Here is a 14,305-nt window from a genome sequence, read left to right as displayed (position 1 = left end):
CGGCAGGAGGGAGGGAGGCGGGCGACCAGGCCGCGTTACTTGGTCAGGATCAGCTTGTCGTTGCTGGTGTGCCGCAGGCGATAGAAGCGATCGCCGTGCTGGATCAGGATTTCACGACGGCCCTTGAGCAGGGCTTCGCTGTCGATGACCTCTTCCGGCGGAACGACGCGGACCGGACGATCGCGGAGGGTCAGTGTTTCAGGGCGCAGCAGTACAGGTTGAGCGTTCATGAGCATCTGGACTCGTGCGAGGGACGAGTTAAATGATAATTATTCTCAGTTGACAATCAACAACCATTCTCAATTTGATTGATGAGATTAATGATCGAAATCCAAAATTCGATAGATTTTGTGAATCGAATGGTGGGTGGCGGCGACCCTGGGGTCGAGCACAGCTCGACTCCCCGGCGGGAAAATGCTGCGGGTCAGACGAAGGCGGCTTCGATCCGGGCCCAGCCGGCGGCGTCGATCTGCTCCAGCACCTCCAGGGCCTGCAGGTTCTGCAGCAGCTGTTCGACCCGGCTGGCGCCCAGGATCACGCTGGACACCTGTGGATTGCGCAGGCACCAGGCGATGGCCACGCTGGCCGGGGCGTGTCCGAGTTCGCGTGCCACCGCGCTGAAATGGCGGACCTGGGCCAGGCGCGCCTGTGCATCGGCGCCCAGAACCAGATCCTGCAGCCACTCCATGCCCTCGCGGCCCAGCCGGGCGTCGGCCGGAATGCCACGGTCGTACTTGCCACTGAGCAGGCCGGACGCCAACGGCGAGAAGATGGTGGTGCCCAGGCCGGCCCCCGCGTACAGCGGGGCGTACTCGGTTTCCACCCGCTCGCGGTGCAGCAGGTTGTACTGCGGCTGCTCCATCGATGGCCCCTGCAGGTTGTGTCGCGCGGCGATGTCCAGCGCCTGCTGGATCTGTGCCGCCGACCACTCGGACGTGCCCCAGTAGAGCACCTTGCCCTGCCGGATCAGGGTATCCATCGCGTGCACGGTCTCGGCAATCGGCGCGTCGGGATCCGGGCGGTGGCAGTAATAAAGGTCCAGATAGTCCACCCGCAGGCGCTTGAGCGCGGCATGGCAGGCATCGGTGACGTGCTTGCGCGACAGGCCGCGCTGGGTCGGTCGCGGATCCTTGGCACTGCCGAAGAACACCTTGCTGGACACGCAGAACCCATCGCGCGGCAGGCGCAGGTCGGCGATCACATCGCCCATCACCTGCTCGGCGCGGCCATTGGCATACCCCTCGGCATTGTCGAAGAAGTTGATGCCATGGTCCCAGGCCGCAGCAACCAGGTTGCGGGCCTCGTCGCGCGGAATCTGGTCACCGAAGGTCACCCAGGCGCCGAAGGACAGGGCGGATATCGGCAGGCCGGTGGAGCCCAGGCGGCGGTAATGCATGCGAATCTCCTGCTGCGGGCCCGCATCCGGGCCGGAATCGAGCCCCATTCTACCCGTCGTGCCGACCGCAACCCCTTGCCGTTGCTGGCCCGATCGGTGCCGATGGCCGCGCGCACGCTGCTTTTCCTTGCCCCGGCCCCTGCCCTGCACTAGGCTTCCCGTTTTTCGCGACGCCCCAGGGGAGTCACTCACATGGTCGAAGGTTTGGGCAGGATCGGCTTCGGCCTGTTCGGGTTGGCGGTGCTGATCGGCATCACCTGGTTGTTTTCCAACAACAAGCGCGCGGTGGACTGGAAGCTCGTCGCCACCGGCATCACCCTGCAGATCGCCTTTGCGGCGCTGGTGATCCTGGTCCCCGGCGGCCGCGACGTGTTCGATGCGCTCGGCCACGGCTTCGTGAAGGTCCTGAGCTTCGTCAACGAGGGCTCGAAGTTCATCTTCGGCTCGCTGATGGACGTCCAGAACTACGGCTTCATCTTCGCCTTCCAGGTGCTGCCGACCATCATCTTCTTCTCCGCGCTGATGGGCGTGATGTACCACCTGAACGTCATGCAGGCGATCGTCCGGGTGATGGCGTGGGCGATCACCAAGGTGATGCGCGTGTCCGGTGCCGAAACCACAAGCGTCTGCGCCAGCGTCTTCATCGGCCAGACCGAGGCGCCGCTGACCGTGCGCCCATACATCGCCAAGATGACCCAGTCCGAGCTGCTGACCATGATGATCGGTGGCATGGCCCACATCGCTGGCGGCGTGCTGGCGGCCTACGTGGGCATGCTCGGCGGGGGCGACCCGACCCAGCAGGCGTTCTACGCCAAGCATCTGCTGGCGGCCAGCATCATGGCCGCACCGGCCACGCTGGTGGTGGCCAAGCTGCTGATCCCGGAAACCGGCACCCCGCTGACCCGCGGCACGGTGAAGATGGAAGTGGAGAAGACCTCCAGCAACATCATCGACGCGGCGGCGGCCGGCGCCGGCGACGGCCTGAAGCTGGCGCTGAACATCGGCGCGATGCTGCTGGCCTTCATCGCCCTGATCGCCCTGCTGAACGCCCCGCTGACCTGGCTCGGCGAAGTGACCGGCCTGGCCGCACAGATCGGCAAGCCGACCAACCTGTCGACCATCTTCGGCTACCTGCTGGCACCGATCGCCTGGGTGATCGGCACTCCGTGGGCCGACGCCACCACCGTGGGGTCGCTGATCGGACAGAAGGTCGTGATCAACGAGTTCGTCGCCTATACCGAGCTGTCGCAGATCGTGAACGGCCAGGTCGCCGGCGTGACCCTGTCCAACGAAGGTCGCCTGATCGCCACCTATGCGCTGTGCGGCTTCGCCAACTTCAGCTCGATCGCAATCCAGATCGGCGGCATCGGTGGCCTGGCCCCGGAACGTCGCCACGACCTGGCCAAGTTCGGCCTGCGCGCGGTACTGGGCGGTACCATCGCCACCTTCATGACGGCGACCATCGCCGGCGTGCTGACGCATTTCAGTTGAACCCTAGTTCGAGAAAAGATTCCCTATGAGCAGCAGTGTCGTTGTCGTCGGTTCCTTCAATGTCGATCACGTGTGGCGGTGCGAGTCGCTGCCGGCACCGGGCGCGACCATTGCCGGCCGCTACAGCACCGGCCCCGGTGGCAAGGGCTTCAACCAGGCTGTGGCCGCATGCCGCGCGGGCGCCGACACCCACTTCGTGTGCGCCCTGGGTGATGACGCCGGCGGTGCCACCGCCCGCGACCTCGCCGGCCAGGACGGTTTCGCGCTGATCGCCGAAGCCAGCAGCGAACCGACCGGCACCGCCGGCATCTATGTCGATGCACGGGGTCGCAACACCATCGTGATTGGCCCGGGCGCCAATGCCGCCCTGAGCACCGATTTCCTGCAGCAGCAACAGGCGCTGCTGACCGGTGCCCGGGTGGTGCTGGTGCAGCTGGAGTCGCCGGTGCAGACCATCGAAGCGGCACTGGCTGCCGCCCGCGAGGCCGGTGTCACCACCGTGCTCAACACCGCACCGGCCGACGCCCCCTCGACCATCGGCCTGCTCAAGCTGGCCGATGTGATCACCCCGAACGAGACCGAGTTCGCCGCCCTGCTGGGCCGCCATGTCGGCGAGCGCGTGGATGCCAACGACGTGGCCGCGCTGGATGGTGCCAGCCTGCATGCGCTGTGCCGCAAGCTGGTCGGCAACGGTACCGTGGTGGTGACCCTGGGCTCGGTGGGCGTGTTCGTTTCGCATGCCGATGAGAACCTGCGCGGCGACACCCAGCCGTACTACCGCGTGGGTGCCGAGCAGGTGCAGGCGATCGATACCACCGGTGCCGGCGACGCCTTCAACGGCGCGCTGGCCGCCTCCCTTGCCCAGCTGCCGGAGGCGCCGTTCGCACGCCATGTGCGCTTCGCCAACCAGTTCGCGGGCCGCTCGACCGAGAAGGAAGGCGCCGCAGCGGCGATGCCACGGCTGACCCCGGCCGACGTGGAAATCCGGTAGGTCCACGCCGCAGCTGCATGAACCGGCCCGGGCGCGCAGGTGCCCGGGCCTTTTTCTGCCTGCGCCCATGCAGGGCACGCAGCCCTGCCCCAGCCGCCCACGATGACCCGCCACTGGGGGCGGCGGAAGCAACCGTCAAGCATCTGCTGATGCCCGTACGGCATGAGGTCGGTCCGGATCGGCCTGAACCGGCGCCTCGCCGACCCGGCCATGTGACCGCCTGCGGCCTACAATGGGCGTATGCAGATCGGCCCCTACACCATTGCTCCCAACGTCGTGCTGGCGCCCATGGCCGGCGTCACCGACAAGCCGTTCCGCCTGCTGTGCAAACGGCTGGGCGCGGGCCTGGCCGCCTCCGAGATGACCATCAGCGACCCGCGCTTCTGGAACACGCGCAAGTCGATCCACCGCATGGACCATGAGGGTGAACCGGCACCGATCAGCGTGCAGATCGCCGGCACCGAGCCGCAGCAGCTGGCCGAGGCGGCGCGTTACAACGTCGACCATGGTGCGCAGATCATCGACATCAACATGGGCTGCCCGGCCAAGAAGGTCTGCAATGCCTGGGCCGGTTCGGCGCTGATGCGTGACGAATCGCTGGTGGCGCGCATCCTTGCTGCCGTGGTCAACGCGGTCGATGTGCCGGTCACGCTGAAGATCCGCACCGGCTGGGACTGCGACCACCGCAATGGGCCGCTGATCGCGCGCATCGCCGAGGACAGTGGCATCGCCGCCCTGGCCGTGCACGGCCGCACCCGCGATCAGCACTACACCGGCCAGGCCGAGTACGCCACGATCGGCGAGATCAAGGCAGCGCTGCGCATTCCGGTGATCGCCAATGGAGACATCGATTCGCCGCGCAAGGCCGCCTTCGTCCTGCAGCAGACCGGCGTGGACGCAGTGATGATCGGTCGCGCGGCGCAGGGCCGGCCGTGGATCTTCCGCGAGGTGGCGCACTACCTGGCCACCGGCGAGGAACTGGCCCCGCCGTCACTGGCCGAAGTGCGCGATATCCTGCTTGGCCACCTGCACGCCCTGCATGCCTTCTATGGCGAGCCGCAGGGCGTGCGCATCGCGCGCAAGCACCTGGGCTGGTACGCCAAGGACCGGCCCGAGAATGCGGCGTTCCGCGCCGTGGTCAACCGCGCCGAAGATCCGCAGAGCCAGATCAAGCTGACCACCGAGTACTTCGACCGACTGATCGCCGGGCAACCGGCGCTGCCGTCGGCTGCCTGACCCCGCACGCCCCGCAGTCGACCCTGCACGACGCACCACGAGCCCGCGACCATGACACCGCCGATTTCCTCCCCCACCTACCTGCACGGGTTCTCCGGCACCGAACAGCAGCGCCTGATGACCCAGGCCCGCCTGCTGGAGTCGAGCATCTTCGGCCAGATCGACTACGGCGGCGCACGACGCCTGCTGGAAGTCGGCAGCGGCGTGGGCGCGCAGACCGAGATCCTGCTGCGCCGCTTCCCCGACCTGCACGTGACCGGCGTGGACCTGAGCGAAACGCAGCTGGCGACCGCCCGCGAGAACCTCGCGCGCACGCCGTGGTGCAGCGATCGCTACACCCTGCAGCAGGCCGATGCAGGCGAGCTGCCGTTCGAGGCACGCAGCTTCGATTCGGCATTCCTGTGCTGGGTGCTGGAGCATGTACCTTCGCCGGCCCGCGTGCTCAGCGAAGTGCGCCGCGTACTCGCACCGGGATCGCCGGTCTACATCACCGAAGTGATGAACGCATCGTTCCTGCTCGATCCGTATTCGCCGCACATCTGGCGTTACTGGATGGCGTTCAACGATTTCCAGTACGACCATGGCGGCGATCCCTTCGTCGGCGCCAAGCTCGGCAACCTGCTGCTGGCCGGTGGTTTCCGCGATGTGCATACCGAGATCAAGACGATCCACCTGGACAACCGCGAGCCGGCGCGGCGCAAGACGATGATCGCGTTCTGGGAGCAGCTGCTGCTGTCGGCCGCCGAGCAGCTGCTGCAGGCCGGCACCGTGGACGAGGATACGGTGGAGGGCATGCGTCGCGAGTTCCGGTTGGTGCAGAACGATCCCAATGCCGTGTTCTTCTTCTCGTTCGTGCAGGGCCGCGCGACGGTGTATTGACCGGCGCCTGCACCGCTGCGCTGCGGCAGTGCCACGCGCCGCATGGCTGGCAACCCGCTAGAATCGTCGCGGGCTGGCGTCGAGGACGGGCGCGCGCTGGACCCGGCCCCTTCCGCATGCGCGGCAACGGGACCACCGAGCTCCGCGCCTGAAGGGATTCCTGATGACAGCACGCGCAACGACTCCGGGTAGCACGCTGCCCCTCGCCGCCCGGGAAGGCGGCCTGCTGGATGGCCTCGACTCCCGCCAGGCCCGTCTGTGCCTGGGCATCGTGGCGGTGCTGTGCCTGCTGTATGTCGCATTTGCACTGACGCCCTCGTCGTATGCGATGGCCAGCCAGTACCTGGGGCTGGCGCCGATCGAGCCCCTGCTCGGCAAGGCGCGGGGCATCCGCATGGACGAGTGGATGGTCTACACCCCTTACGTGCAGATCGCGGTGGCCAACGACTTCGGCGCGACCAACGCGTTTTCGCCGTACCACGAGACGCTGCGCTCGTTCCAGGCGCTTCCGCTGCTGGACTGGGGCCTGCTGTTCAAGCCGTACCACTGGGCCTTCTTCATCCTGCCACCGGCCAACGCCTACTCGTTCTTCTTCATGTTCATGGCGATGGCGTTCCTGTGCGGCTGGACGCTGTTCCTGCGCCAGCTGCGGGTTCCGCCACTGGCGGCCGTGCTGGTCGCGTTGACCCTGTACTTCTCGCCCTACGTGCAGGTGTGGTGGACGACCAACTGGGGCGCGTTCGCGCTGGCCCCGTGGGTAGCCGTGGCCTGGCTGCGGATCGACAACCGCTGGCTGCGCATCCTCGCCAGCGCCTACGCACTGGTGGTCTGGCTGCTGGCCGTGGCCTATCCGCCCTTCATCATTTCAGCGCTGCTGGCCATGGGCGTGCTGGTGCTGGCCTTCCGCCGCGATGCGTTGACAGTGGCACGCCTGCTCGATGCGGCGGTCGCCGGCGGCCTGGCGTTGCTGGCGTTCCTGGGCTATTTCCACGAAGCGATCGAGATTGTCCGTAACACCGTCTATCCCGGCCAGCGCGAGAGCGCCGGCGGCGGGGTCAGCCCGGTCGCGCTGCTCACCCACGGGTTCCCCAACCTGATGACGCGCGGGTTCTATCCGCTGCCTGCGTTCGAGCCGTCCAACGCCTGCGAGATCGCAGTGTTCAGCAGCCTGCTGCCGCTGTTCACCGCCGTCCTCGCCGACTGGACGCAGGTGCTGCGCTGGGCGCGCGGCCACCGGCTGTCGCTGGGGGTGCTGGCCGCCGGCATCGCGCTGGTCGCCTGCTGGATCTTCCTGCCGGTGCCGCTGCGGATCGGCCAGCTGACCGGACTGTCGATGGTGCCGCCCACCCGTGCGTTGCTGGCATTGGGCCTGCTGCTGAACATCGGCTGCGCGATCGTGCTGGTGCGCGGCGGGGTGCGCCTGGGACGCGGCCGCCTGCTGCTGCTCGCGGCCCTGCTGCTGGCGGGATGCCTGCTCAAGTTCGCCTTCGGCCAGGGCAGTTTCAGCCGGCTGCATGCCACGGCCGATGCATGGCCACTGCTGTGCGTGGGCGTGCTGGCCTTCGCCGCGCGCCGCCCGCGGCTCGCCGCGCGTCCGGTGGCGCTGGTGCTGGCGGTGGCCGCGCTCGGCAACGTGCTGACCAACGGGCTGTTCAATCCGGTGCAGTCGGCCCGGCCGATCTTCGACATGGACCGCAGCGCCGTGCTGGCGTCGATGCAGGCGCGCGGTGCACGGCAGGCTGCGGACGGAGCGCTGGTGGTGGAAGGGCGCTACGGTGCGCTGCTGTCCGGCGTCGGTATCCCGGCAGTCAACCACACGCTGTATTTCCCGCAGCTGGCGTACTTCCGCGCGCGCTTCCCGGACATGCCCGAAGACCGCTTCAACACCACGTTCAACCGCTATCACCATGTGATGGTCAGCGACGTCGCCGAACCCCGTTCGATGTACGCCGACCTGGTGGAAGTGCCCGCAGCCGCGATGCTGGCCGCGCCCGCGCAGCCGCCGGCACCGCCGCAGCCCTGAGGACGATGCAGATGAACGCCCACGCGCGCCCGGCCACGCCACCGATGATCGCCGTCATCATTCCCTGCTACCGGGTGACCCGCCACGTGCTCGGCGTGCTCGCAGCGATCGACGATGCGGTCACCGCGATCTACTGCGTTGACGATGCCTGCCCGGATGGCAGCGGCCGGATGGTCCAGGACAGCACGCGCGATCCCCGGGTCAGGGTGCTGTTCCATGCGCAGAACCGCGGCGTCGGTGGTGCGATCAAGACCGGCTACCGCGCGGCCATCGCCGAGGGCATGGACATCCTGGTGAAGGTCGATGGCGACGGCCAGATGGATCCCACACTGCTGATGGACTTCGTCGCTCCCATCGCCGAGGGCCACGCCGACTACACCAAGGGCAACCGTTTCTGGAACCTCAGCCACATCCGTCGCATGCCGCTGCTGCGGCGGATCGGCAACCTCGCGCTGTCGTTCATGAGCAAGGCGTCTTCCGGCTACTGGCAGGTGTTCGACCCGACCAACGGCTACACCGCCATCCACGCCCGCGTTGCCAGCCACCTGCCCCTTGATGCGATCAGCGACCGCTACTTCTTCGAGACCGACATGCTGTTCCGCCTCAACACGGTGCGTGCCGTGGTGCAGGACGTGGCGATGGACGCGCGCTATGCCGACGAGACCAGCAACCTGCGCATCAGCCGGGTACTGGGCGAGTTCGCCTTCAAGCACGTGCGCAACACGCTCAAGCGCGTGGGTTACAACTATTTCCTGCGCGACCTGACCATCGCCTCGCTGGAGCTGATCGCCGGGCTGGGACTGCTCGCCTTCGGTGGCGTGTTCGGCGCGTACCACTGGATCGCATCGGCATCGGCAGAGGTTGCGACGCCGGTCGGTACGCTCATGATCGTCATGGTTTCGCTGATTTCAGGTCTGCAGTTCCTGCTGGCATTCGTCGGCTTCGACATCGCCAATGCGCCGCGCCAGGTCCTGCATCGCTCGATCCAGCTCAACCGCACAGCACCGCCGGCCTGACGCCGGCACAGCATCCCCGCCTGCCGATCAATCGCCCGCGTGCACCGGGGCACCACCGCCGGTGGCGCCCGTCGCTGCCGGCGCATGCCAGATCCGCTGCCACATCGCGGCCAGCCTGACGCCGACATCGGCGCGCGCCGCTGGGCTGCTGTAATCCGTGCGCCGCTGCTCGGGCACGATCGCCTGCCAGCGCCCATCGACCTGCCGTGCTACCGCGAAGTTGAAGGTGTAATCCGGCTCCAGGCCCATGCGCAGATCACTCAGCACCAGCGTTGCGTCCACGACCTGCGCACGCATGAAGCCACGGTTGAACCACTGCAGGCGTTGAACCGCCGGAATCGACTGCGCTTCACGCAGGGCCTGCACATTGGACGGGTGGCCTTCGAACTGCATCGGGCCGCGGTCGGCCACCAGCGAGCGATCGCCGACCACGTAACCGTTCGGGGTCATCGCCACCACCCGCCACAGCAGGGTGTTGAACGGCATCGGCACCGAGAATCGTGGTGCATCGCCCAGCCCCATGGCCGCAAGGCTCTGCTGGGCGGCACGGTCGACCTGAGCCTTGGCCAGCAGGCCCCATCCCAGGTAGCCGGTACTGAGCACCAGGGCGAGCCCGAGCACCTTGCCGGCCCACGGCCGCGCGCGCCCGAACCACGCCACCACGCAGCCCAGCAGCAGCCATACCGTGTACGCCGGGTCGATGATGAAAACACTTGAGCCCATGGTCGGGTGTGGCCGCAGTGGCCACCACAGCTGGGTGCCGTAGACGGTGAGCGCATCCAGCAGCGGATGGGTGACCAGCGCCAGCTGGATGGCCCAGAACCAGCGCAGCGGCGACTGCGCCACCCGCCCCCGTCCGTAGCGCTTGAACAGCCACCAGATCAACGCCGCCACCCAGGGCAACACCAGCAGCGAATGGCTGAAGCTGCGGTGGTCGACCATCACCGCTACGGGATCCTCGGCAGTGAAGCCCAGCCACAAGGCATCCAGATCCGGCAAGGTGCCCAGTGCGGCACCGGCCAGCAGGGCCGCGCGGCGATGTCCGGGCGGGGCGATGGCGGCGGCAACGGCGCCGCCGAGAACGATCTGGGTCAAGGAATCCATGGCCCGATGCTAACGGCTTTGCCGGGCGACAGCAGAGCCCGGACGGTGGCCGGTGCCGCTGGGCTCAGGCAGCTGCCGCGCGCCGGGCTGCGCCGGGCAGCTCCACCAGCGTCCGCCCATGGTGATCGAGCAGGCGCAGCGCGCCGTCATGATCTTCGGCCAGCGCGGTCAGGCTCTCCACCCAGTCGCCGTCGTTGGCGTAGACCAGGCCATCGCGCTCGACCAGCGCCGCACGGTGGATGTGCCCGCAGATGATGCCGTCCAGGCCGCGCCGGCGCACGTCGTCCAGCCCGGCCTGCACGAAGCGCTCGATGTAGCGCTCGGCCGCACCACTGCGCTTCTTGAGGAATTCCGACAGCGACCAGTAGCGCATGCCCAGCCGGCGGCGTACCGCGTTGAGCGCCTGGTTGCCGGTCAGGATGCGGTAGTACAGCCAGTCGCCGAACTTTTCCTGCAGGCCGCCGAAATGGGTGACACCGTCGTAGTCGTCGCCATGGGCGACCAGCAACCGTCGCCCATCGGCGGTCACATGGATCGCACGACGACGCACCTGCATCGCCGGCAGCATCAACCCGCAGACATGGCGCAGCGAGGCATCGTGATTGCCGGGGATGTAGATGATCTCGGTACCGTTGCGACGCAGTGCATGCAGCGCCTGGATGACGTCGCTGTGCGACTGCCGCCAGTTGGCGCGGTGATGCGCCATCCACCACAGGTCGATGATGTCACCGACCAGGTACAACCGTTCACAGCGCAGCTGGGCGAGAAACACGGCCAGTTCGGCCGCATGGCAATGGCGCGACCCCAGATGCACGTCGGAGACGAACACGGCGCGACGGTGTGGCGACAACGTCGCCAGCGCGCTCATGCCTGCGCTCCGGCATCACGCAGGTAGCGCTTGCGCTTGTGTGGTCGGATCGCGCACAGGTCCACCTCGATCAGACCGTCGATCGAGTCGCTGAACGCCGGGTCGACACCGAACGCAAGGAAGCGCGCGCCACCGGGCTCGCACAGGTCGGTGTACTGGCGGTACAGGGTCGGCACGCCGGTCCCGAGTGCGGCCAGGTTGGCCTTCAGGACATCGAAGGCTGCGCCCGCATCCAGTTCGCCGAAACTGGGCGGTGCCGCGAAGTACTGGAAGGGCCGGTTCGACTCGGCCAGGCCGGCGATGCCGCCGTAGTAGCGCTGGTAGTAGGCCACCAGTTGCTCGCGCGCATCGCGCGGCAGCGCCGCACTGATCGATACCGCACCGAACAGGTAGCGGATGCCGGGCCGGCACTGCAGGTAGGCGCCGATTCCCTGCCACAGGTAGTCCAGGCTGCGGCTGCCCCAGTAATCGGGCACCACGAAGCTGCGGCCCAGCTCCAGCCCCTCGGCGATATGGGTGATGGCATCATCGGAATAGCGGAACAGCGACGCGCTGTAGAGCCCTGCCAGTCCGCGCCGGGCCAGCGCGTGCGCGCCCCGCATGATGCGGTACGCGCCCGCGATGCGCTGCGCGGCAGCGTCCCAGATCACGATGTGCTCGTACTGCGGATCGAAGGCGTCCAGGTCGCGGCTGTGGCCGGTACCCTCGCCCACCTGGCGGAACGTCAGCTCGCGCAGGCGTCCCAGTTCCAGCAGCAGCGGCGAGTCGGCGCTGCAGCTGGCCAGCAGGATCTGCTTGCCGTCGGCGGTCTGTCCGAGCCGGACAGCGCCAGCGATGGCGGCCGCCACCTGCGACGGCGGCACCGGTGCGGCCAGTGGTTCGGGGCCGGCGCTGGCAGTCTCGCCGGGGCGCAGGTCGCGGCCCAGCGCATACACCGCGCGCCGTACCGCCAGCAGCTGCTCGCCCGGGTCGCCCTGTCCCAGCTGCATCGGTTCACCGACGCGCAACCGCAGCGGCCGACCACGCCGCGCGAACATCTCGCGCGCCAGCAGCGCGGTGCCGGCTGGCTTGAACAGGGTCGAGGCGCCGTAGAACAGGGCCGAATTGCGTGCCTCCACCCTCACCGGCAACACCGGGGCGCCGGCGGCCCGGGCGAACCTGACGAACCCGCGCTGCCAGCGACCATCACGGATGCCGCGCAACGACAGCCGGGATACCTCGCCGGCCGGAAACACGATCACGCACTGCTCGGCGGCCAGCGCCTGCTCCACCGCCTGCAGGCTGCCGCGCTGGACCTTGCCGCCGAGGATGCGGACCGGCAGCAGCAGGTCCTGCAGGGGGCCGATGGCGCCCAGCAGATCGTTGGCCACGATCCGCACATCGCGGCGGATGCGGCCGACCGCGTCCAGCAGCGCCAGCGCGTCGAGTGCACCGGAAGGATGATTGGCCACGATCAGCAGACGGCCCGTGGCCGGAATGCGAGCCAGGGCTGCCGGATCCACCTGGTACTGGCCGTCCAGGAACTCCAGTCCGGCGGCCACGAAGCCGAATCCGCGCACGTCCGCGTTGCGCCGCAGGAAGTCCTCCACCCGGTCCAGCCGCGACCAGCGACCCACACTGCGCAGCAGTGGCCGCGCGAGCTGGCCGCGGCGGCCGTGGAACCACTCCGGAAAGCGTTGCTGCAGACGCTGTTCGAGTTCCTGCATGGCGTGCTCACTGATACCCGGCGGCCGGATTGGCCGACAGCCTGCGCCTGGCACGCGGCAAGCAAATGGCGGTTTCGGGGCAGAACGATGACGGCCGGTCCCGCTCCGGCAACGCCGGAACCGCCCCTTCCCCCCCGCAACACGGCCTTGCGGCAATGGTCACGCCAGTGGAACACTGCCTGCGCACCGTGTCCTGCAGACGCCCGCCAGGCCTTGTGCCAGAGGGCACGTCACCTTAACCACCGGCAACCCGTACGGGTTCACAATGCACAGGCGGCGCACCCCGTGTATGATGCGCGCCCATCTTTCCATCCGAATCAAGGGATATTAAGCCTGATGTCCAGCTACCTGTTCACCTCCGAATCGGTCTCCGAAGGCCATCCGGACAAGATTGCCGACCAGATCTCCGACGCGGTGCTGGACGCGATCCTGACCCAGGACCAGCGCGCCCGCGTGGCCTGCGAGACCATGGTCAAGACCGGTGTGGCCATTGTTGCCGGTGAGATCACCACCAGCGCCTGGATCGACCTCGAAGCGCTGACCCGCAAGGTCATCCTGGACATCGGCTATGACAGCTCCGACGTCGGCTTCGACGGCGCCACCTGCGGCGTGCTGAACCTGATCGGCAAGCAGTCGCCGCACATCGCCCAGGGCGTGGACCGCAAAAAGCCGGAAGAAATGGGCGCGGGCGACCAGGGCCTGATGTTCGGCTACGCCACCAACGAGACCGACAGCTACATGCCGGCCGCGATCCACCTGTCGCACCGCTTGGTCGAGCAGCAGGCCAAGATCCGCAAGAAGAAGAACTCGCCGCTGTCGTGGCTGCGCCCGGACGCCAAGAGCCAGGTCACCCTGCGCTACGAGAACGGCGAAGTGGCCGCCATCGACGCGGTGGTGCTGTCCACCCAGCACGCCCCGGGCATCAAGCAGAAGGACCTGATCGAGGCCGTCCGCGAAGAGATCATCAAGCCGGTGCTGCCGGCCAAGTGGCTGCACAAGGGCACCAAGTTCCACATCAACCCGACCGGCAAGTTCGAGATCGGCGGCCCGGTGGGCGACTGCGGCCTGACCGGCCGCAAGATCATCGTCGACACCTACGGCGGCTGGGCCCGTCACGGTGGCGGCGCGTTCTCCGGCAAGGATCCGTCCAAGGTTGACCGCTCGGCCGCCTACGCTGCCCGCTACGTCGCCAAGAACGTGGTCGCCGCCGGCCTGGCCGACCGCTGCGAAGTGCAGGTCTCCTACGCCATCGGCGTGGCCGAGCCGACCTCGATCTCGGTCACCACCTTCGGCACCGGCAAGATCAGCGACGACAAGATCGAGAAGCTGATCCGCAAGCACTTCGACCTGCGCCCGTACGGCATCATCAAGATGCTGGACCTGATCCACCCGATGTACCAGCAGACTGCGGCCTATGGCCACTTCGGCCGCAAGCCGAAGGAGTTCAGCTACCTCAACGGTGCCGGCGAGACGGTCAACGCCACGGCCTTCTCCTGGGAGAAGACCGATCGTGCCGCCGCCCTGCGCGCCGATGCGAAGCTGAAGTAAGACAGACGAAGGGCCGCGCAAGCGGCCCTTCTGCTTTCTGTAGAGCC

General features: G+C 67.7%; 12 protein-coding genes. 7 read left to right on the top strand and 5 right to left on the bottom strand.

Going from position 1 to position 14,305, the window contains the following annotated elements; genetic code table 11:
* Nucleotides 1-35: 35 nt before the first annotated feature.
* Both IMX13_RS08965 and IMX13_RS08960 read right to left on the bottom strand, forming a co-directional pair.
* Nucleotides 36-230, bottom strand: a complete 195-nt coding sequence (locus IMX13_RS08965; protein WP_005412278.1) for a hemin uptake protein HemP — start codon at nucleotides 228-230, stop codon at nucleotides 36-38.
* Between the two features lie 194 nt (nucleotides 231-424).
* Entirely contained in the window at nucleotides 425-1,396 is a 972-nt protein-coding gene (locus tag IMX13_RS08960) for an aldo/keto reductase (RefSeq protein ID WP_053516475.1), read from the bottom strand.
* Between the two features lie 192 nt (nucleotides 1,397-1,588).
* Between IMX13_RS08960 and IMX13_RS08955 the strand changes: the two genes are divergently transcribed.
* The 6 genes from IMX13_RS08955 (at nucleotide 1,589) to IMX13_RS08930 (ending at nucleotide 9,032) form a co-directional block, all read left to right on the top strand.
* The gene (locus IMX13_RS08955) at nucleotides 1,589-2,887 is read left to right on the top strand and encodes a nucleoside transporter C-terminal domain-containing protein (protein WP_053516424.1); all 1,299 of its coding nucleotides are present in this window, start codon (nucleotides 1,589-1,591) and stop codon (nucleotides 2,885-2,887) included.
* 25 nt (nucleotides 2,888-2,912) lie between these two features.
* Nucleotides 2,913-3,878 (top strand): ribokinase, encoded by a 966-nt coding sequence (locus IMX13_RS08950; protein WP_053516425.1) that lies wholly within the window; start codon nucleotides 2,913-2,915, stop codon nucleotides 3,876-3,878.
* A gap of 240 nt (nucleotides 3,879-4,118) precedes the next feature.
* Nucleotides 4,119-5,114: a tRNA dihydrouridine synthase DusB gene (gene dusB, locus IMX13_RS08945; protein WP_193396223.1), complete on the top strand. Its 996-nt coding sequence runs from the start codon at nucleotides 4,119-4,121 to the stop codon at nucleotides 5,112-5,114.
* Between the two features lie 51 nt (nucleotides 5,115-5,165).
* Nucleotides 5,166-5,993 (top strand): class I SAM-dependent methyltransferase, encoded by an 828-nt coding sequence (locus IMX13_RS08940; protein ID WP_074901780.1) that lies wholly within the window; start codon nucleotides 5,166-5,168, stop codon nucleotides 5,991-5,993.
* 163 nt (nucleotides 5,994-6,156) lie between these two features.
* Nucleotides 6,157-8,016 carry a hypothetical protein gene (locus tag IMX13_RS08935; RefSeq protein WP_193396222.1) on the top strand — a complete coding sequence of 620 codons (1,860 nt, stop codon included), beginning with the start codon at nucleotides 6,157-6,159 and terminating at the stop codon, nucleotides 8,014-8,016.
* Nucleotides 8,017-8,027: 11 nt separating this feature from the next.
* Nucleotides 8,028-9,032 (top strand): glycosyltransferase, encoded by a 1,005-nt coding sequence (locus IMX13_RS08930; protein WP_193396221.1) that lies wholly within the window; start codon nucleotides 8,028-8,030, stop codon nucleotides 9,030-9,032.
* A gap of 27 nt (nucleotides 9,033-9,059) precedes the next feature.
* On the opposite strand, the gene IMX13_RS08925 is transcribed toward IMX13_RS08930, so the two are convergent.
* The 3 genes from IMX13_RS08925 to IMX13_RS08915 all read right to left on the bottom strand — a co-directional run bounded on the left by IMX13_RS08925 (nucleotide 9,060) and on the right by IMX13_RS08915 (nucleotide 12,710).
* Entirely contained in the window at nucleotides 9,060-10,136 is a 1,077-nt protein-coding gene (locus IMX13_RS08925) for a metal-dependent hydrolase (protein ID WP_193396220.1), read from the bottom strand.
* Nucleotides 10,137-10,200: 64 nt separating this feature from the next.
* Nucleotides 10,201-11,004 (bottom strand): UDP-2,3-diacylglucosamine diphosphatase, encoded by an 804-nt coding sequence (locus IMX13_RS08920; protein WP_074901785.1) that lies wholly within the window; start codon nucleotides 11,002-11,004, stop codon nucleotides 10,201-10,203.
* Nucleotides 11,001-12,710, bottom strand: coding sequence for a lysophospholipid acyltransferase family protein (locus IMX13_RS08915; protein ID WP_053516432.1), 1,710 nt, complete (start codon nucleotides 12,708-12,710; stop codon nucleotides 11,001-11,003). Before IMX13_RS08915 ends, IMX13_RS08920 begins: the two co-directional genes overlap by 4 nt.
* A gap of 336 nt (nucleotides 12,711-13,046) precedes the next feature.
* Between IMX13_RS08915 and metK the strand changes: the two genes are divergently transcribed.
* The gene (gene metK / locus IMX13_RS08910; RefSeq protein ID WP_053516433.1) at nucleotides 13,047-14,258 is read left to right on the top strand and encodes a methionine adenosyltransferase; all 1,212 of its coding nucleotides are present in this window, start codon (nucleotides 13,047-13,049) and stop codon (nucleotides 14,256-14,258) included.
* Nucleotides 14,259-14,305 lie beyond the last annotated feature (47 nt).

The organism is Stenotrophomonas sp. B2, from assembly GCF_014947095.1.
GTDB classification, from domain to species: Bacteria; Pseudomonadota; Gammaproteobacteria; order Xanthomonadales; family Xanthomonadaceae; genus Stenotrophomonas; species Stenotrophomonas maltophilia_P.
This window is presented reverse-complemented; position numbering and strand designations above follow the sequence as displayed.